Source organism: Mycobacterium sp. 1081908.1 (genome assembly GCF_001673535.1).
GTDB lineage: Bacteria > Actinomycetota > Actinomycetes > Mycobacteriales > Mycobacteriaceae > Mycobacterium.
Genome location: NZ_LZLY01000043.1, coordinates 1 through 18,766 on the forward strand (window position 1 = coordinate 1; position 18,766 = coordinate 18,766).

General features: G+C 69.9%; 16 protein-coding genes and 1 pseudogene. 6 read left to right on the plus strand and 11 right to left on the minus strand.

What is annotated here, in order from left to right:
* Window positions 1–64 precede the first annotated feature (64 nt).
* A pseudogene (locus tag A5655_RS06345) lies at window positions 65–301 on the minus strand (polyprenyl synthetase family protein); the annotation flags it as partial.
* Window positions 302–322: 21 nt separating this feature from the next.
* Between A5655_RS06345 and menJ the strand changes: the two are divergent.
* From menJ to A5655_RS06360, 3 genes are all read left to right on the plus strand, one after another.
* Complete coding sequence (menJ, locus tag A5655_RS06350; protein WP_156764736.1) at window positions 323–1,543, plus strand: menaquinone reductase; 1,221 nt, start codon at window positions 323–325, stop codon at window positions 1,541–1,543.
* 120 nt (window positions 1,544–1,663) lie between these two features.
* On the plus strand, window positions 1,664–2,341 hold the full coding sequence (locus tag A5655_RS06355) for a class I SAM-dependent methyltransferase (protein ID WP_067006926.1): 678 nt from the start codon (window positions 1,664–1,666) through the stop codon (window positions 2,339–2,341).
* A gap of 26 nt (window positions 2,342–2,367) precedes the next feature.
* The gene (locus A5655_RS06360) at window positions 2,368–2,706 is read left to right on the plus strand and encodes a DUF732 domain-containing protein (RefSeq protein WP_067006937.1); all 339 of its coding nucleotides are present in this window, start codon (window positions 2,368–2,370) and stop codon (window positions 2,704–2,706) included.
* Between the two features lie 3 nt (window positions 2,707–2,709).
* Here the strand turns inward: A5655_RS06360 and A5655_RS06365 are convergent, their stop codons facing one another.
* Genes A5655_RS06365 through A5655_RS06375 form a run of 3 tightly spaced genes read right to left on the minus strand, consistent with a single transcriptional unit; the run spans window position 2,710 to window position 5,863 of the window.
* Window positions 2,710–3,399, minus strand: a complete 690-nt coding sequence (locus tag A5655_RS06365) for a demethylmenaquinone methyltransferase (RefSeq protein ID WP_067006940.1) — start codon at window positions 3,397–3,399, stop codon at window positions 2,710–2,712.
* An 18-nt stretch (window positions 3,400–3,417) separates the two neighbouring features.
* Entirely contained in the window at window positions 3,418–4,722 is a 1,305-nt protein-coding gene (locus tag A5655_RS06370; protein ID WP_067006943.1) for a DUF1214 domain-containing protein, read from the minus strand.
* Window positions 4,712–5,863 (minus strand): sulfotransferase, encoded by a 1,152-nt coding sequence (locus A5655_RS06375; protein WP_067006946.1) that lies wholly within the window; start codon window positions 5,861–5,863, stop codon window positions 4,712–4,714. Before A5655_RS06375 ends, A5655_RS06370 begins: the two co-directional genes overlap by 11 nt.
* 85 nt (window positions 5,864–5,948) lie before the next feature.
* Between A5655_RS06375 and A5655_RS06380 the strand changes: the two genes are divergently transcribed.
* Complete coding sequence (locus tag A5655_RS06380) at window positions 5,949–6,416, plus strand: MarR family winged helix-turn-helix transcriptional regulator (RefSeq protein WP_156764737.1); 468 nt, start codon at window positions 5,949–5,951, stop codon at window positions 6,414–6,416.
* Window positions 6,417–6,467: 51 nt separating this feature from the next.
* Window positions 6,468–7,292, plus strand: a complete 825-nt coding sequence (locus tag A5655_RS06385) for an SDR family oxidoreductase (protein ID WP_067006951.1) — start codon at window positions 6,468–6,470, stop codon at window positions 7,290–7,292.
* A 1-nt stretch (window position 7,293) separates the two neighbouring features.
* On the opposite strand, the gene A5655_RS06390 is transcribed toward A5655_RS06385, so the two are convergent.
* The 6 genes from A5655_RS06390 to A5655_RS06415 are packed head-to-tail and all read right to left on the minus strand — an operon-like array spanning window position 7,294 to window position 14,042.
* Complete coding sequence (locus A5655_RS06390) at window positions 7,294–8,448, minus strand: glycosyltransferase family 1 protein (RefSeq protein ID WP_067006976.1); 1,155 nt, start codon at window positions 8,446–8,448, stop codon at window positions 7,294–7,296.
* A 39-nt stretch (window positions 8,449–8,487) separates the two neighbouring features.
* The gene (locus A5655_RS06395) at window positions 8,488–9,021 is read right to left on the minus strand and encodes a DUF3592 domain-containing protein (RefSeq protein WP_067006953.1); all 534 of its coding nucleotides are present in this window, start codon (window positions 9,019–9,021) and stop codon (window positions 8,488–8,490) included.
* Window positions 9,018–10,643, minus strand: coding sequence for a 2-succinyl-5-enolpyruvyl-6-hydroxy-3-cyclohexene-1-carboxylic-acid synthase (gene menD, locus A5655_RS06400; protein ID WP_067006956.1), 1,626 nt, complete (start codon window positions 10,641–10,643; stop codon window positions 9,018–9,020). Before menD ends, A5655_RS06395 begins: the two co-directional genes overlap by 4 nt.
* Window positions 10,644–10,675: 32 nt before the next feature.
* On the minus strand, window positions 10,676–11,464 hold the full coding sequence (locus A5655_RS06405) for an alpha/beta fold hydrolase (RefSeq protein ID WP_067006958.1): 789 nt from the start codon (window positions 11,462–11,464) through the stop codon (window positions 10,676–10,678).
* Window positions 11,461–12,387, minus strand: a complete 927-nt coding sequence (locus A5655_RS06410) for an o-succinylbenzoate synthase (protein ID WP_369807181.1) — start codon at window positions 12,385–12,387, stop codon at window positions 11,461–11,463. Before A5655_RS06410 ends, A5655_RS06405 begins: the two co-directional genes overlap by 4 nt.
* Window positions 12,388–12,437: 50 nt before the next feature.
* Window positions 12,438–14,042, minus strand: a complete 1,605-nt coding sequence (locus A5655_RS06415) for an amidohydrolase (protein WP_067006964.1) — start codon at window positions 14,040–14,042, stop codon at window positions 12,438–12,440.
* Between the two features lie 67 nt (window positions 14,043–14,109).
* On the opposite strand from A5655_RS06415, the gene fadD8 reads away from it, so the two are divergent.
* Window positions 14,110–15,711: a fatty-acid--CoA ligase FadD8 gene (gene fadD8, locus A5655_RS06420; protein WP_067006967.1), complete on the plus strand. Its 1,602-nt coding sequence runs from the start codon at window positions 14,110–14,112 to the stop codon at window positions 15,709–15,711.
* Between the two features lie 746 nt (window positions 15,712–16,457).
* Here the strand turns inward: fadD8 and A5655_RS06425 are convergent.
* Window positions 16,458–18,766, minus strand: a 2,309-nt coding sequence (locus tag A5655_RS06425; RefSeq protein WP_067006970.1) for a LuxR C-terminal-related transcriptional regulator, incomplete at its 5' end; no start/stop codon positions are given.

The following is an 18,766-nucleotide window of genomic DNA, read 5'->3' on the forward strand; positions in this document are numbered from 1 at the left end:
CGGCCGAGGGCGTGGACCCGGTGGAGCACTACCTGAAGGTGGTGTACGAGAAGACGGCGTGCCTGATCTCCGCGGCGTCCGGGTTGGGGCCGAGCTGCGCCGACAACACGGTGAACAACGGCCGGAACCGCTTGCCGCCGGCCTTGAACAGGTACGTCAGCGAGTCCGTCATCACCGCGTCGGCGCTGTGCAGCTCGGTGTCCATGAGCTGCTCGATCCGGCCGACGCCGTCCCGCACGGTCGCGGCGAACGCGGCATCCCCGAAGTCAATGCCCGCCACCACCGTCACCGGAGTACTCACGCGACCAACATACTGGGGGGTGTGAAGATCGGGGCTGACCTGGTGGTCGTGGGCGCCGGACCCGCCGGTTCGGCCGCGGCCGCCTGGGCCGCCCGCGCGGGCACCGACGTGCTGGTCATCGATTCCGCCAGCTTCCCCCGCGACAAGGCGTGCGGCGACGGCCTGACCCCGCGCGCCGTCGCCGAGCTGGAACGCCTGGGCCTGGGCGACTGGCTCGACACGCGCATCCGGCACCGCGGGCTGCGGATGAGCGGATTCGGCGGCGAGGTCGAGGTCGACTGGCCGGGCCCGTCGTTCCCGTCGACCGGCAGCGCGGTGGCCCGCCTCGAGTTGGACGACCGGATCCGCAAGTGCGCGGAGGATTCCGGGGCGCGGATGCTGCTGGGGACCAAAGCCGTTGCCGCGCATCATGACTCGTCGAGGCGGGTGGTGTCGCTGAAGTTGGCCGACGGCACCGAGGTCGGCTGCCGGCGGTTGATCGTCGCCGACGGGGCGCGCTCGTCGCTGGGCCGCAAGCTGGGCCGGCGGTGGCACCAGGAGACGGTGTACGGCGTGGCCGCGCGCGGGTATCTGGCCACCCCGCGGTCCGACGATCCCTGGCTGACGTCGCACCTGGAGCTGCGCTCCCCCGACGGCGCCGTGTTGCCCGGCTACGGCTGGATCTTCCCCCTGGGCAACGGCGAGGTGAACATCGGCGTCGGGGCGTTGTCGACCTCGAAGCGGCCGGCCGACCTGGCGCTGCGCCCGCTGATCTCGTACTACACCGACCTGCGCCGCGACGAGTGGGGCTTTTCCGGCGAGCCGCGGGCGGTGTCGTCGGCGTTGCTGCCGATGGGCGGCGCGGTGTCCGGCGTGGCCGGGCCGAACTGGATGCTGATCGGCGACGCCGCCGCCTGCGTGAACCCGCTGAACGGCGAGGGCATCGACTACGGCTTGGAGACGGGCCGGCTGGCCGCCGAGCTGCTGGACTGCCCGGACCTGTCGCGGGTGTGGCCGGCGCTGCTGCAGGAGCACTACGCCCGCGGCTTTTCGGTCGCCCGCCGGCTGGCGTTGTTGCTGACCTTCCAGCGGTTCCTGCCCGCGACCGGGCCGATCGCGATGCGCTCGGCGCGGCTGATGACCATCGCGGTGCGGGTGATGGCCAACCTGGTCACCGACGACGACGCCGACTGGGTGGCGCGGGCCTGGCGCGGCGGCGGGCGGTTCTCACGGCTGCTGGACCGCCGAACGCCGTTCAGCTGAGCCACGTTTTCGCGAGCAGACGCAAAAGCCCCTATTTCGTAGCGGAATTGGGGGCTTTTGCGTCTGCTCGCCGTATCAAGGTCGTTGACATGTATCAGGGCCATTGATATACCTGAAGGCATGACTCAACCAACAGACTTCGAATTCGAAAGCGCCTATCGCGGGGAATCCTCGTTCGGCGCGGGCGTGCGGCCGCCGTGGAGCATCGGCGCCCCGCAACCCGAGCTGGCCGCCCTGATCGAGCAGGGCAAGTTTCACGGCGACGTGCTGGACGTGGGCTGCGGGGAGGCCGCGATCTCGCTGGCGCTGGCCGAGCGGGGATACACCACGGTGGGGCTGGACCTCTCGCCCACCGCGATCGACCTGGCCCGGCGCGAGGCCGAGAAGCGGGGCCTGACCAACGTCACGTTCCAGGTGGCCGACATCAGCGACTTCACCGGCTTCGACGGCCGGTTCGGCACGATCGTGGACTCGACGTTGTTCCACTCGATCCCCGTCGAGGCGCGCGAGGGCTACCAGGAGTCGATCAGCCGGGCCGCCGCTCCGGGCGCCTCCTACTTCGCCCTGGTCTTCGACAAGGCCGCGGTTCCCGAGGGGCCGATCAACGCCGTGACCGCCGACGAGCTGCGCGACGTGGTGTCCAAGTACTGGGTCGTCGACGAGATCAGGCCGGCGCGCATCTATGCCTACCTGCCCGAGGGCGTCGGCGTGGACCTGCCGTTCGGCGACGTTCGCGACGAGCCCGACGGCCGCAAGTCGGTCGGAGCCTGGCTGCTCTCCGCGCACCTGGGCTCCTAAAACAAACCAGGTGTATAGTCCGGCTAATGAAGGCTTCGAGGCTGGCTTCTCTCATCGCCATGGCGGGCGCCGCTGTCGCACTGGCGGCGCCCGCACAGGCCGACGACTACGACTACGTGTTCAAGAGCACGGTCAACTCGTTCGGTGTGTACGGTCCGCAGGACCAGCTCGCCTGGCTGGCGAAGATCAGCTGCGAGCGAATCGGCCGGGGAGTGGACGGCGACCCGTACAAGTCCGCCAACTTCGTCCAGCACAACCTGCCGCGCGGCACCACCGAGGGCCAGGCCTTCCAGTTCCTGGGCGCCGCGATCGATCACTACTGCCCCGACCAGGTCGGCTTCATCCAGCGGGCCGGCGCCCACTAGGACCTAAACGGGCTTGTACCCGGCGTGCAGCGCCACGATGCCGCCGGTCAGGTTGCGCCAACGCACCGCCGACCACCCGGCCGCTGAAATCCGGTGCGCCAGCGTCGGCTGGTCGGGCCAGGCCCTGATCGACTCCGCGAGGTACACGTAGGCGTCGGGGTTGGACGACACCGCGCGCGCCACCCGCGGCAGCGCCCGCATCAGATACTCCTTGTAGACGGTGGCGAACAGCCCGTTGGTGGGCGTGGAGAACTCGCACACCACCAGCCGGCCACCCGGCCGCGTGACGCGGAACATCTCGCGCAGCGCCGCCTGCTGGTCAGCCACGTTGCGCAACCCGAAGCTGATGGTGACCGCGTCGAACACCCCGTCGCCGAAGGGCAGCTTGGTGGCGTCACCGGCGACCTTCGGCACCCTGCGGCCCGCGCCCGCCGCGAGCATCCCGACCGAAAAATCGGCGGCCACGCACCACGCCCCGGATTTCCTCAGCTCCACGGTCGACACCGCGGTCCCGGCGGCCAGGTCCAGCACCCGCTGACCCGGGCCGAGCCGCAGCGCCGAGCGCGTGGCCCGGCGCCAGTACCGGTCCTGCCCCAGCGACAGCACGGTGTTGGTCACGTCGTAGCGGCGGGCGACGCCGTCGAACATCGAGGCGACGTCCCGGGGGTTCTTGTCCAGCGCCGCGCGGTTCACGACGTCGACCGTACCGGGTCAATACTGCCGGTACCTTCGCTGGACGTGCTCCTGGCGGACCCTGATCTGTTCCCGGCGCTCCTCGGGGGCGACGGCGCGGGTGGTCGCCGGGAGGTGTTGGCGGACGCCGGCCAGCGGCACCTTGGTGACCGTTGCCGTCGGCAATTGCGGCGGGGGCTTGGAGTACGTCCACCGCAGCGCCATAAACCCGCCGCGGTGCCCGGCGGTGTCGAGCCAGTTCGGCACGCCGGGGTCGGTGTCGGCGACGACGTAGCGGAAGGTCCCGTCGGGGTCCGGCTCGGACTGAAAGCCGTTCAGGCTGGTGATGTGGTTGGCATAATCGAGCGACTCGCCCCAGAGGTTGGACAGGTGAAAACCCATGTAGGCCGGCGCCACCGGGACGGCGACCTCGATGAGCAGGGCCTCGTCGGGCTGCAGGTCGAACACGCCGCCGGAGTAGACGTTGGTGCTCTGGCCGCCGCCCATCGCGAGGTTGGCGGGCGCGGGCTCGTTGAGGGCGTTGCGGGGCATCAGGGTGAACCCGTCACCGTTCTTGTCGCCGTGCGCCTCCAGCACGACGTCATAAAACTCGTTCCAGAATCTCATCTGGTTTTCGACGATCGTGCCGACGCGGCGGAGGTGGTGCGCCGCGGCGGGCGGATCGATCGGCGCCGGGCGGGCGCCCTCCTTGCCCAGCTGCACGATGTGCAGCTCCGGCGACGCCTCGCGTTCCCAGTCGTGAAAGAGCATGCGCGCGATCAGAAACCGCGCCGTGTGGGTGCCGTCGGCCGTGGCCGTGGCGATGAAGTTGCCCCGGTGGCCGGGCGGCCGCTGGGGAGCCAGCAGGATCTCGAAGCGCCCGTCGGCGTCGACGACGAGGTCGGCGACGTCCAACGATCCGGTGACCGCGCGCCCGCCCGGCGCGAGTTCGGCGAGGCTGCCGGTGTCGCCCGCGTACACGGTGTGGGCCTCAAAGATGATGTACTGCGGCGGTTTAGCACCCAGCCGGCCGCGCACCCGGTAGTCCCTGGCGCCGTCGATCGAGGCCGACAGGTACAGGGCGTCGGCGTTGTCGATGGTCGCCTTGTCGAGCGGCTGGATGGCGCGCCGGAAATACGGAAATTCGGGATCCTCGAAGAAGGCGCGCTCGATGGCGCTGAAAACGAAGCCGAGCAGGTAGCGGTGCCCCTCGGCCAGTCCCTGTTCGGTGGGCGGCGGCGCGTGCAGCTCGGCGGAGTCGACGGCGTCGCGGGCCCGGGTCAGAGCGTCGATCATGTCCGTCCAGGCCGCGCGGAGCTCGGCGCGGCTCGATTCAGTGGACATCGGCGTCCTTTCCTTCGGTGTCCCAGTGGTATTCGTCGAACAGGGCGGCCAGGCGGGTGTGGATTTCTCCGGCGTCGAGCCCGAATTCCTCGAGGCTGTAGCGGTGGGCCGATTCGTGCCCGCCGCCGGCCGCCGCGAATGCCTTGGCCGCTACCGGCCCCATGTCGAGCTCCAGGTCCCGGTAGATCCGGCGCATGGTGGCCTCGGGCTGCGCGATCAGCTCGCGATAGTCGACGACGACCGAGCGAACGTCGGGGTGCCGGGCCAGGACGTCGAGCGGACGCTGGTAGCTGTCGAACGACTGGTCGGCGAGCACGCGCAGCGATTTCGCGATCAGGCGCTCGTCGCGGCCGCGCAGGCCCCATTCGGTCTTCAGCAACTTGAGCAGGCTCGGGATCGTCTCGTCGGGATTACGCATGGGCACAATGAATCTCGCGTCGGGAAACGTCTCGATCAGCGATTCGACGCGGCCACAGAAGGTGGGGTTCTTGCTCAGGTGGGTGCCGCCGCCGTTGAGCGCGATCTGCCGCCGGACGCATTCTTTGTAGAAGTTCATCGCCCGGCGCCGTTTGCGTTCGGGCCAGGAGTCGACGTGGTAGAAGTCGAGCTCGCCCATGAACGGGAACATGAGGATCCAGAAGCCCGAACACAGCGACCAGGTGAGAAAGAAGTCGTCCTCTTCGGGGACGAAGAAGCCGGTCTTGTGCATGTCGTCCGTGGCCGCGAACCGACGCTCCTCGATCTCGTCGAGGCGGTGGCGCAGACGCTTTCCGAACACCGCGGCATCGACGCGAAACATCAGGCGCAACAGGCGCTTTTCCAACAGCGAGGGGAAGAACAGCTCGTACATCAGGCCGTAGCTGAACTGTGGATCCGCGGCCATCAGCCGATGCAGGTACGTGGTGCCGCTGCGCGCGTGGCCGATGCAGAACGTCGGCCCGGTCACCCGGGTGCGGCGCAGCGATCCGAACGCGATCGGGTCGAGCGTGAAGCACACGGCGTGGATCGCCGCGACGAGCGGGACGCCGATCAGGAAGGCGAAGTAGCGCGACCAGCGCTTCGACGCCGGTGGGTCCCGGCGCAACAGCCCGAGCATGGTCCGGTAGTTGGACCAGTCGAAGTAAAAGGGCGTACCCAGCATCAAACCTCCTCAGCGCGAGCTGATTTCGGCAGGCTATCGGCATATATTTGACTATGTCAAGCATATCTTTGGTACGGTCGCGGATGTGACGTACGCGCCCAGGCTGGATTCCGTGGATTCCATCAGCGCCGCGCTGTCGCGGGTCGTGCGGCTCAGCGTGAGTCGTTCGGCGTTCGCCCGGCAGGCGTCGGCCGCGGACACCGAGCTGTCGCAGCCGTCGTACATCCTGCTTCGGGTGTTGATCGACGAGGGACCCCTGCCGATCGGGCGCCTGGCGACCCTGGCCCACATGGACGTCGGGATGGCCACCCGCCGGGTGCGGGCGCTGGCCGACGCGGGTCTCGTTACGCGCCGCGGTGATCCGGGCGACGGGCGGGTTTCGGTCATCGAGGCGACGGCGGACGGGGAACGCGCCGCGGGTTCGTTGCACGAGGTGCGACGCGAGCACCTGGCGCGGGCGCTGTCGGGCTGGTCGGCGGCCGAGCTCGCGCAGTTCGATCGGCTGTTGACGAGGTTCCTCGAGGACACGACGAAGACGCCGATCAGGGCTTAGCCGCCCGGCCATAGCGGGAATGGCACGCCGGCGAGCGCGTTATACGGCTTCGTGAGCGAAAAAGTTTGGTTTATCACCGGTACATCAAGAGGCTTCGGACGAGACTGGGCGATCGCCGCGCTGGAGCGCGGCGACAAGGTCGCCGCCACGGCACGCGACACCGCGACGCTGGACGACCTGGTCGACAGGTACGGCGACGCGCTGTTGCCGATCCGGCTGGACGTGACCGATCGCGACGCTGACTTCGCGGCGGTCAAGCGGGCACACGATCACTTCGGCCGCCTGGACATCGTCGTGAACAACGCCGGCTACGGCCACTTCGGGTTCATCGAGGAGCTGTCCGAGCAAGACGCGCGCGAACAGATCGAGACCAACGTCTTCGGCGCGCTGTGGATCACCCAGGCCGCGCTGCCGTATCTGCGCGAGCAGGGCAGCGGGCACATCATCCAGGTGTCCTCGATCGGCGGCATCACCGCGTTCCCGTTGGTCGGCATCTACCACGCGTCCAAGTGGGCGCTGGAGGGTCTCTCGCAGGCGCTGGCCCAGGAGGTCGCGCCGTTCGGCATCCACGTCACGCTCGTCGAACCGGGCGGTTTCGACACCGACTGGGCGGGGGCGTCGGCCAAGCACTCCGAGCCCCTGCCCGCATACGACGAGGTTCGCGCCGCCGTCCAGGCCGAACGCAGCAAGCGATGGGCCAGCCCGGGCGACCCGTCGGCCTCCGCGGCCGCGCTGCTGAAGGTGGTAGACGCCGAGGAGCCGCCGCTGCGGGTGTTCTTCGGAGCCACCCCGCTACAGACGGCGAAGGCCGACTACGAGAGCCGGCTACGCAACTGGGAGCAGTGGCAGCCCGTCGCGGAGCTGGCGCAGGGCTGACTCACTCGCCCTGCGCGTAGCGGTTCGCGAACGCCCGGCGCCGCGCGAAGGGCGACAGCACCGCCTCGTAGTGGCCGAGCAGCTCGTCGCAGATGACCGGCCAGCTGCGGCCGAGCACGCTGCGCCGCGCGGCCGGGGCGTAGCGGTGTCGCTCGGCGAGCAGGTGCTCGACCGCGGCGGGCAGCCGCGCCTCGAACTCGTTGACTTCCAACAACAGCCCGGTGCGGTAGGGGGCGATCAGGTCGCGCGGCCCGCCGGCGTCGGGGGCGATCACGGGCAGCCCCGACGCCAGCGCCTCCTGCACGACTTGGCAAAACGTCTCGTGTTCACCGGGATGTACGAAAACGTCCATGCTGGCGTAGGCGGTGGCGAGCTCCTCGCCGTACAACGCTCCGGTGAAAACCGCTGTGGGCATCGCGGATCGCAGTTTTGCCTCATCGACGCCGTCGCCGACGATGACGACCTGCACGGAATCGTTGGCGTTCAGCGCAACCAGCCGCTCGACATGCTTCTCCGGCGCGAGCCGGCCCACGAACCCGACGATCGGCTTGCCGGCCGGCGACCAGCGCCGCCGCAGCGCCTCGTCGCGCCCCGACGGCGCGAACCGCAGCACGTCGACCCCGCGCGCCCACCGATGCACGCGCGGGAACCTATGGGCGACAAGCGATTCCATCGTCACGGTCGACGGCGCCAGCGTGCGGTCGGCCAGGCTGTGCAGGTGACGAAACCACGCCCAGGCGGCGCGCGTCGTCATCGGGATGCCGTAGCTCGCCGCGAAACCCGGTACGTCCGTTTGGTACACCGCGACCGTCGGCACCCCCAGCCAGCGGGCCGCCTTCACCCCGCCGTAACCGAGCAGCGCCGGCGACGCGAGGTGCACCACGTCGGGATCGAATCCCCTTAGCACGCTGACCATCCGGGGCATGGGAACCCCGAGCGGCAAGGTCGTCACCTTGGGGAACATTCGCGACGGCACCCGATGCACCCGGATGCCGTCGTGGATGCGGTCCGCCCGCGGCTCACCCGGCGGGTTGTCGGGCGCGATGACGAGGGCTTCGTGGCCGCTGCGACGCAGGTGCTCCAGGACGCGCAGCACTGAGTTGCTGACACCGTTGACATTGGGGAGGAAGGACTCGGCGACGATTGCAACGCGCACGAAGCCCACGATCGCAGCGTCGGCTGTCGATAAGGTTGCCTACGGGCATACGTCGCGCGAAATTTGCTGGTCGGACGCCGCGGAGCGGCGGTCCAGCCACCTGTCCAGCAGCGCCAGACCCGTCAGGGCGGCCGCCGCGACCAGCCAGGCCACCACCGCGATGGATCCCGCGGGAATGATCGCCAACCCGGCGTTGCGGTGCTGCACCCGAACCAGGTTCGGATCGTTCTTGTTGTATTCGACGTAGATCCGCATGCCCGTCGCCAGCTCCGACGGGTACAGCACACCGAGCTCGGGACGGTAGGTGACGCGCTCGGGCGTGACGAATTCGATGGTGGAGCGTCGCGGCCCGGCGCTGAGCACCTCCGCCTGCGCCACCCCCATGTGGTGTTGGATCGCAAGGTCGTCGCGCCATGCCCCGGCCACCAGGAGCAGTGACTGCAGCGTCACCAGGCCCGTCACGATCAGCACCGCAATCCGCAACCAGCGCAACGCGATCCGGGGCCGCGTCTTTGGCGGCTCGTCGCTGCGGCCGTGAAGAAGTATGTGCAGCAACACCTTTGGGTTGGTCACAGGGCGGCCTTGATGGCGGCGTGCAGCTGCCGCAGCGAGGACCGGTCGGCCTTGACCTCCAGCACCCGCATGCCCGCCGCCGGCTCGTCGAGGGCCGCGGCGAGCTGGTCGACCTCGATCTGCCGGCTCTCGACGTGATAGGCGCGGCACAGCGCGCCGACGTCGACGTCGTGCGGGGTGCCGAAGATCCGCGAGGACACGTCGGAGAACCTCGGGTCGCCCTGCTCGAGCAGCTCGAAGATGCCGCCGCCGTTGTCGTTGGACACCACGATCGTCAGCCGCTGCGGTGTTGGCTCGGTGGGGCCGATCAACAGGCCGGAGCTGTCGTGCACGAAGGTCAGGTCCCCGATCAGCGCCACCGTGCGTCCCTCGTGCGCGAGGGCCGCCCCGATGGCGGTGGACACGGTGCCGTCGATGCCGGCGACCCCGCGGTTGGAGCGCACCTTGATGCCGTGGGTGTCCAGACCCACCAGCGCCGCGTCGCGGACGGGGTTGGAGGCGCCGAGCACCAGCTGGTCGCCCGGACGCAGCGCGTCGGCCACGGCCGCGGCGACGTGCAGCCCGGTGGTCAACGGGTGCGCCTCGAGCTGGTCGCGCACCGCCCGGTTCGCGTGCCGGTTCACCTCCGCGCAGCGGCGCAGCCATGCCTCGTGCGGGGTGCCGGTGGTGACCGCGCGCGTGCCGGTGGCCTGCGAGTTCCCCGAAACGTCGGGCCAGCGCGGCCCGGTGGTCAGCGCGTACACCGGCACCTGCGGGTCGGCCAGCAGCGCCGACACCGGCCGGTGCAACGTAGGGCGCCCCAGCATGATCACCTGCTTGGGGCGCAGCAACGGCAGCGTGAGCGGGTGCAGCGGGTTGGCCGGGGCGGGTGCGGTCGGCTCGGCCACGGTGGGCATGCGCTCCAGGTTGGGGTGCGTGCCCGCGCCGTGCCCGGCGATGACGACCGTGTCGGGCGACAAGTCGATTTCCAGCGGTTGGTCGAAGGTGACGGGCGGCGTGTAGGTCCACGGCCTGCCGCCGGGCCGGCCCTGCGGAACCGCCGCGCCGTGCGGCTCGACATCGGGCACCAGCGGTTCGCGCAGCGGGATGTCGAACTGCACCGGGCCGGCGTTGGCGGTGCGAGATCCGGTGGCGGCGGCCAACACTCGGCAGGTGGCCGATCGCCAGGTGGCGTTGAGCGAGTCCATCCGCTCGGGTCCGTCCTCGGCCAGGCCCAGGCTGATCGTGGCGCGCACCTGGGTGCCGAAGTAGCCCAGCTGCTCCATGGTCTGGTTGGCCCCGGTGCCCAGCAGTTCGTAGGGCCGGTTGGCCGACAGCACGATCAGCGGCACCCGGGCGTAGTTGGCCTCGACCACCGCGGGGCCCAGGTTGGCGACGGCGGTGCCCGACGTCATCGCGACGCACACCGGCGAGCCCGCCGCGATCGCCAGCCCGATGGCCAGGTAGCCGGCGGTGCGTTCGTCGATGCGGACGTGCAACCGGAGGCGGCCGGCGCGGTCGGCGTCCTGCAGCGCGAACGCCAGCGGCGCGTTGCGTGACCCGGGGCACAGCACCACGTCGCGGACGCCGCCGCGGATCAGCTCGTCAACGACGACGCGGGCCTGTGTCGTCGAGGGGTTCACTCCTACAGCGTGTCACAACCGGCCGGGACGGCTCAGGCCCGCACGCTCGCGAAGAACTGCAGCGCCGCCGTGTTGACCGCCTGCGGCCGCTCAAGGAACCCGAGGTGCCCCGCGTCGGGAATCTGCAGGTACCGCCCGTTGGGCATGGCGTCGGCGACTTCGCGGCCCAGGTAGGCCGGCGTCACGATGTCGTCGGCGAAGCCCATCACCAGCACCGGGGCGGCGATGCTGCGGTAGGCCGCCAGCCGGTTGGTCTGCGGGGAGACGTACATCTGCGCCCGCAGCCCCGGGGTCTGCTTGACCGGCCAGGTGCAGAACATCGCGATCCAGTCGTCGACGGCCGCGTCGTCGTTCAGTGTCTTGCGCGAAAAGCTTTCCAACAGGCGGTTTCTCGCGTCGAGCATGGGCGGCACCGTGACGCCGGAGGCGTGCAGCTCCTCCTCGGCCTCGTGGAAGAACTGGCGGGCGCGGTCCAGGCGACCGCGGGTGGCCATCAGCACCGCCGAGCTGACCAGCTCGGGCCGCGCCACCATGAGTTCCTGCGCGATGAACGCGCCCATGGATACGCCGATGATCCGCGCCGGGGCGGCGCCCAGCGACTCGATCAGGGCGGCGGTGTCGGCGACCATGGTTTGCGTCGTGAATCCCTCGGCGTTTTCCGTGTCGCCGACCCCGCGGTTGTCGAAGGTGATGCAGCGGTACCCGGCCGCCAAGAACGCCGGGACCTGATGCGGGTGCCAGGTGCGCCCGGCGCCCCCGCGGCCGGCGATGAAGACGACGGGCTCACCGGAGCCGCGGTCGTCGTAAGCCAGATTTATCACCCGGACGACGGTACAAGCAGCGGATGGCAGGCCCTGACCCGGTCGATCCACCACCGCCGCCGCTCGGGTGGCGCGGCCAGCGCCCGCAGCCGCGCCGGGTCCGGCGTCACCGGCCCGACCGGCAGGAAGCCATCGAGGGGCAGCACGGGTTCGGCGACGTCTTCCGCGAACAGCCCGCCGGTGCCGAGCCCGCAGGCGTGGCGCAGCTGCGGCAGGGCGGCCGCGGCGGTCAGGCCGTGGCCGATGCCGACCGCCGAGTCCAGCGCGCTGGAAACCACGACCGGGATGTCGATCTGCGCGGCGATCGCCAGCATGGCCGAAACCCCGCCCAGCGGGGCGACTTTCAGCACGGCGATGTCGGCGGCCCCGGCGCGGACCACGGCGAGCGGGTCGTCGGCCTTGCGGATGCTTTCGTCGGCCGCGATCGGCACGTCAGGCATGTCAGGCCGCGCGCGCAGGGCGGCGAGTTCGCCGACCGTCGCGCAGGGCTGCTCGAGGTACTCCAGCGGGCCGTCGGCCGTCAGGGCGGCGGCCGCCTCGGCGGCTTGGTCGACGCTCCAGCCGCCGTTGGCGTCCACCCGCACGGTCTCGACCAGCTCGCGCGCGGCGTTGACCCGGTCGACGTCGTCGGCCAGCGTCTGCCCGGGCTCGGCGACCTTCACCTTGGCCGTGCGCGCCCCCGGAAACCGGGCCAGCACCTCGCCGACCTGGGCGGCGGGCACGGCCGGCACGGTGGCGTTGATCGGGATGCGGTCGCGCCGCACCGGCGGCGGCGGCCGGTACGCGCCCTCGACGGCCGAGGCCAGCCAGTGCGCGGCCTCGCGCGGGCCGTATTCGACGAAGGCGCCGAACTCGCCCCAGCCGGCCGGGCCCTCGATCAGCGCGAGTTCGCGCGTGGTGATGCCGCGGAAGCGCACCCGCATCGGCAGCGCCACCACGTGCAGGCGGTCCAACAGGTCCCGCAGGTCCGGCGTCACTGGCCATAGACCTGTTGGCCCGCCAGAAACGTCGCGCGCACCTCGAGGTCGGCGATCCGCTCGGGCGGCACCGTCCGGGGATCCGCGGACAGCACCACCATGTCCGCGTACTTGCCGACCTCCAGCGAACCGATCACGTCGTCGGCGAACAGCTGCCAGGCGGCGTCGATGGTCTGCGCGCGGATCGCCTGCTCGACGGTCAACCGCTCCTCGGGGGCCAGCACCCGGCCGCTGGGCGCCGTGCGGGTCGCGGCCACGCTGATGTTGCGCAGCGGCTCCTCGGGCGTCACCGGCGGGTCGTTGTGCAGCGAGATCCGCATGCCGGTCGCCACCGCGGAACCCGCCGGCATCCAACGGGATCCGCGCTCGGGCCCGAACAGGCCGTCGACGATGACGTCACCCCAGTAGTGGATCTGGTCGACGAAGATGCTGCAGGTGACGCCGAGGTCGGCGGCCCTTTGCAGTTGCTCGGGCCGGATGGCGCCGACGTGCTCGAGCCGCAGCCGATGGTCGTCGCGCGGATCGCGCGTGATCGCCTCCTCGTAGACGTCGAGGATCGTGTCGACGCCGGCGTCGCCCTGCACGTGGCAGGCCATCTGCCAGCCCAATGGGTAGTAGGCGCCGACGATTTCTCTCAGCTGGTCGGCGGTGTAGTTGGCGCATCCGCAGGACCCCGGCGTCACTCCGATCGTGCGCGTCGCCTCGGTGTCCAGGTACGGGAAGGACAACGCGATGTTGCCGATCCAGGGGGAGCCGTCGACCCAGATCTTGATCCCGACCTGGCGCAGCATGTCGTCGCCCTGGCCCGGGGTGGCGGTGGTCGACATCTGGGGGTTGGACACCTCGTAGGTGCGCAGCCGCACCGTCAGCCGGCCGTACAGCTGCTCGATGAGGGGCCGGAAATTCGGGTCGAACGCCATCTCCGAACACGTGGTCAGGCCGGCCCGGTTGAGCCGGGCGCACTCGGCGAGCAGCATCGCCGGGTAGCTGTCGGCCTGGATGGCGCCGCCCAGCAGGGGGAACACCGCGGCGATCTCCTCGGCGGTGCCGTCGAGTTCGCCGTCGGCGTCGCGGCCGTATTTGGCGCCCTTGGGGTCCGCGACGTCGCGCGTCAGGCCATTGAGCCGGGCGGCGCGCGAATTGAAGAAGGCCTTGTGCCCGGAGTTGTGGATGATCACCAGCGGCCCGTCCGGAGCGATCTCGTCGAGCCAGGCCAGCGTCGGCTGCGGGAGTCCGGGCTGCAGCAGGGCATCCCAGCCGTTCAGGTAGGCACCGACCGGTCCCCGTGCGGCGACCTCACTTCGGATCGCGGCGACGACGTCGTCGGCGCTGGGGACGGTGACCGGTCGGATGTCGACGATCCGGTCCGACAGCGCCACGGCCTCCATCAGCGGATGGCCATGCGCCTCAACGAATCCCGGCATGACGCAGCCGTCGCCGACGTCGACGGTTCGGGTGTCGGGGCCGATGTGGCCGGCGACGTCGGAGCGGGTGCCGACGGCGACGATCCGGCCGCCGGCCACGGCGAGCGCCTCGGCCGTGGGTTGCGCCTCGTCGACGGTCAGTACGGTCCCGGTGACGACGAGATCTGCCTGCCCCATGTGCAGGGATGCTAGTGGTCGGAGGGTCCGGCTGACCCGAATTGCAACACGTTCTAGTCTTGCCCCTATGAGCAACGACCTGCTGCGCAACCCGACCCACAACGGCCACCTTTTGGTGGGGGCGCTCAAGCGCCACAAGAACCGGCCGGTGCTGTTTCTCGGCGACACCACGCTGACCGGTGGTCAGTTGGCCGAGCGAATCAGCCAGTACACGCAGGCGTTCGAGGCGCTGGGCGCCGGGACCGGCGTCACCGTCGGGCTGCTGTCGCTCAACCGGCCCGAGGTGTTGATGATCCTCGGTGCCAGCCAGACCCAGGGCTATCGGCGCACCGCCCTGCACCCGCTCGGCTCGCTCGACGATCACGCGTACGTGCTTTCCGACGCCGGGGTGAGCTCCCTGATCATCGACCCCAACCCGATGTTCACCGAGCGCGCGCTGGGCCTGCTGGAAAAGGTGCCCTCGCTCAACCAGATCCTGACCATCGGCCCGGTCCCCGAGGCGCTGCGGGGTGTGGCCGTCGATCTGTCGGCCGAGGCGGCGAAGTACGAGCCCAAGCCGCTGGTGGTCGCCGACCTGCCGCCGGACAACATCGGCGGCCTGACCTACACGGGCGGGACGACCGGCAAGCCCAAGGGCGTGATCGGGACCACCGGCAACATCGCCGCCATGACGTCGATCCAGCTCGCCGAGTGGGAGTGGCCCAAGCACCCGCGGTTCCTGATGTGCACGCCGCTGTCGCACGCCGGTGCGGCGTTCTTCACGCCTACGGTGGTCAAGGGCGGCGAGATGGTGGTGCTGAGCAAGTTCGATCCGGCCGAGGTGCTGAAAGTCATTGAGGAGCAACGCATTACGGCCACAATGCTGGTGCCGTCGATGCTCTACGCGCTGATGGACCACCCCGACTCGCACACCCGCGACCTGTCGTCACTGGAGACCGTCTACTACGGCGCTTCGGCGATCAACCCGGTGCGCCTGGCCGAGGCGATCCGGCGCTTCGGCCCGATCTTCGCCCAGTACTACGGGCAGTCCGAGGCCCCGATGGTGATCACCTACCTGGCCAAGGCCGACCACGACGAGAAGCGGCTGACGTCGTGCGGGCGCCCGACGCTGTTCGCCCGCGTGGCGCTGCTGGGCACCGACGGCAAGCCGGTGCCGCAGGGCGAACCGGGCGAGATCTGTGTCAGCGGACCGCTTTTGGCCGGCGGCTACTGGAACCTGCCGGAGGCGACCGCCGAGACCTTCAAGGACGGCTGGCTGCACACCGGCGACATGGCCCGCGAGGACGAGGACGGCTTCTACTTCATCGTCGACCGGGTCAAGGACATGATCGTCACCGGTGGCTTCAACGTGTTCCCCCGTGAGGTCGAGGACGTGATCGCCGAACATCCGGCCGTCGCGCAGGTGTGCGTGGTCGGCACGCCCGACGAGAAATGGGGCGAGGCCGTCACCGCGGTGGTGGTGCTGCGCGCCGACGCGTCCCGCGATGACGCCGCGGTCGAGGCCATGACGGCCGAGATCCAGGCCGCGGTCAAGGAGCGCAAGGGCTCGGTGCAGTCGCCCAAGCGGGTGGTGGTCGTCGACGCGCTGCCGTTGACCGGGCTGGGCAAGCCGGACAAGAAGTCCGTCCGGGCGCAGTTCTGGGAGGGCGCCGGTCGCGCCGTCGGCTAGCGGGCGCCGAGCGTGCGGCAGGCCGCCCGCTGGTGTTCTGAGTGTGCGGCTGGCTTCACGTTCGGGCGGACAAGCCTGCCGGGATCACGGCGTTCCCGAACACATGAAAGGAAACCCGCACGGTGGCCGCTGCGTCGCCTCGGGCGGCGGTGGATCAGTTCCCTCCCAAACACTTTGGTCAACGTTTCCATGCCCCCAGACGACGCCCCACCACGTGTGGCACTGAGACCTGTCCCAGTTGACGCCAAGCCCGTTTGACCCGGGCGGGCATCCGTGACCGGTAGCTCCGTGAAGTCCCATTCCGTCTCCGGGGCAACATATGTACGGCCCGGATTCGCCCGGCGATGGGCGGTCTTCCGGCGAAAGGCCCTGCATCGGCGGCATCAGGCCGAGATGGGCTTGGGCAGTGCCCGCGGCCAGGCCTAAACCCGCCACCGCGACGCCGCCTGACAGCAGTGTCCGCGCGACGATCTTCTTCAGGGTGTGCTTGGTGTTCATGTTGTGACTTCACCTTCGATCGCTGCGCTCACCAATAGAGAGCCGGTCGGCCACTTTTCACCGATGATGTGCCGGCTCACGCGTCGCTGCGGCCGGCCCAGGTGCGCGTGTGTAAAAGTGTGCGCCGGCGGGCGGGCATGGTTGATGGGCAATCAGGCCCATTTTTGGCACGCGGCGAAGACGGCACCGTGAAGCCTTGTCAGAACGGGGTGGGTTGCGGCGGCGTCAGGGGCGCGCGAAATGTCGTGTCAGAGCCCTGATGCGGTTGGGCGTTGCATTGCGTGGGCGGCGGCTTGGATGCGGTTGTCGACGCCAAGTTTGGCCAGGATCGCCGCGACATGATGGGCGACGGTTCGGCGGCTGATGGTGAGTTCGGTGGCAATATCGGCGTTGCTGTGACCCGCGGCGATCAGGGTGAGTATTTCTCGTTCGCGCCGCGTCAGCCCGTCGGGGTCGGCCAGAATGTCGGCGCGCCGACTGCGGCGGGTGCGACCCCGCAACGCGGTGAGCCGTTGTTGCGCGCGCCGTGCCGCGGCCTTGGCACCGAGACTGTCAAATGTGGCCAGCGCCGATTGCACGGCGGCGATATCGCCGCCGAGTTGGGCGATGGCCGCCTCGTAGGGGCAGCCGCGCCGCAGCCATTCCTCGACGGCGGCCTGCCAGTCGCCGCGGATCTCCAACTCGAACGGTGTGCGTGGGTCGCCGGCGCCGGCCGCGGATCCGCCGCCGGCCAGATACAACCAGCGGTGCAGCGCTCCGACCAGCCACGGGTCAGCGCGGGCACCCGTGGCCGCCAGCCCTGCGTGGGCTTCGCTGCGGCAGGTGTCGTCGTCGCCTGCCAGCCAGGCCGCCTCGGCACGCGCTGGCCACACCGAGAAGAACCGAAGGTGGTCCGTTTCGGCGCCGGCTACGGCGTCATCGAGCAGCGTGTCGGCGGAGCGCTGGCCACGCCGCGCCTGGATCAGGGCGAGGATGAGCTGCGGCAGAATCCGGTTCACTGCGGCCAGGCCTGGCCGGGTGAGGAGATCTTCGGCAGCTGTGCGGGCGTGGCCCCAGTCGCCGCGATGTAGCCGCACCACCGCATCGACCCCGACGACTAAGGCCTCGAAGGTGAACACGTTATGGTCACGGCAGTAGGCGAGCGAGTCGGTGATGTAGCGATCGGCGCGATCGATGTCGTAGTGCAACGCCGCGAGCAGGCATACAAGAGTCGCCAGCAGTCCGGCATGCTCGCCGCGAGTTTCGGTGGCCATCGCGTCACGCCACGCCGCTTCCAGCTGCTCCCAACCGGTGTCGGTGGCGAGGATCTGAGCCGTTGCGGCAGCGGCGCGGGCCCGGATAACCAGGGCGTTATCACCGATGCGCGTTCCCAAGGCGATGGCTCGGGCGGCGTAGTCAACGGCGGCAGGGTCGAAACCCCAGCTCCCGAACTCGGCCAAGTTGGCCAGCGCCCAGCCCAGCTGTGGGCTCGGCCCGGCGTCTTGCACCAGCTCTAACGCGGCTCGTGCGGCATCGAAGGCCTCGCTGACCCGGCCCATCCCCCATAACTCATGGGACATCCAGCGCAGATTCTCGCTTTGGCCGAGTGGATCACCCAGCGCGAGACGCCAACGGATCGCCTCACGCCACGATGACACCGCTGCCTCCGCGAGCCCACACAGATAACAGGTCAACGCGTGCTGCTCAATCAAACGGACCTTTTGTTCGATGGGGACGCTATCGGCCTGGCGCAGCGTGAGCTCATATAGCTCGGCGGCTTCCCGGTTCGCGCCAAGTACCGACGCCCGTTCGGCGGCCGCGGGCCCATAACGGATGACGGCGTCAGTATCGCTAGCCTGCTCGGCGTGAAACGCCAACGCCGCCAAGGTATCCGGATCGATTGGCGGTTCGGCCAACACCGCCAGCGCCTGTTTATGCAACACTCGGCGCTGGTAGTTGGCGATCTGGTCGGCGGTGGCGCGGCGGGCCAGTTCGTGGCGGAAGTCGATGACGTCGTGCCCTTCGACCAGCACCCCGGAGTCGAGGCATTCGGCCAGTCCGACGGCGGCCGCGGGGCAGACCTTTTCGACCAGGGCGACAGCGGCGCGTGGGCCGCAGACCGCTACCGCAGCGGCGGTCTCGCGCGCGGCCGGCGACAGGCGGGCCAGCCGGCCGCGGACCGCTTCGGCGATGCTGCGGGGCAACCCCTGCCGGGTCAGCGCCGCCGGGCCGGCGGCCAACACCTCGGTCACGAAAAATGGGTTACCCCCGGTCAATTCGTGTAACTGCTCGGCGTTGACCCCGCTGCCGGTGGCCAGCTGCGCCACCGCATGGCGGCTCAGCGGCTCGAGCCCGATGCGGCGCACCGCCGCGCAAGTGGCCACATCCCCCAGGGCGACCGACAGCGGGTGCTGGGGGTCAAGTTCATCGTCGCGGTAGGACACCACCAGCAGCAGCGGCAGCGACTCGGTGCGCCGGGCCAGGAAGCGCAGCAGATCCAAGGTGGCACCGTCGGCCCAATGGGCGTCTTCGATCACCCAGACCCAGGTGCGCCCGTCGCGCAGGACCGCCAGCAGCC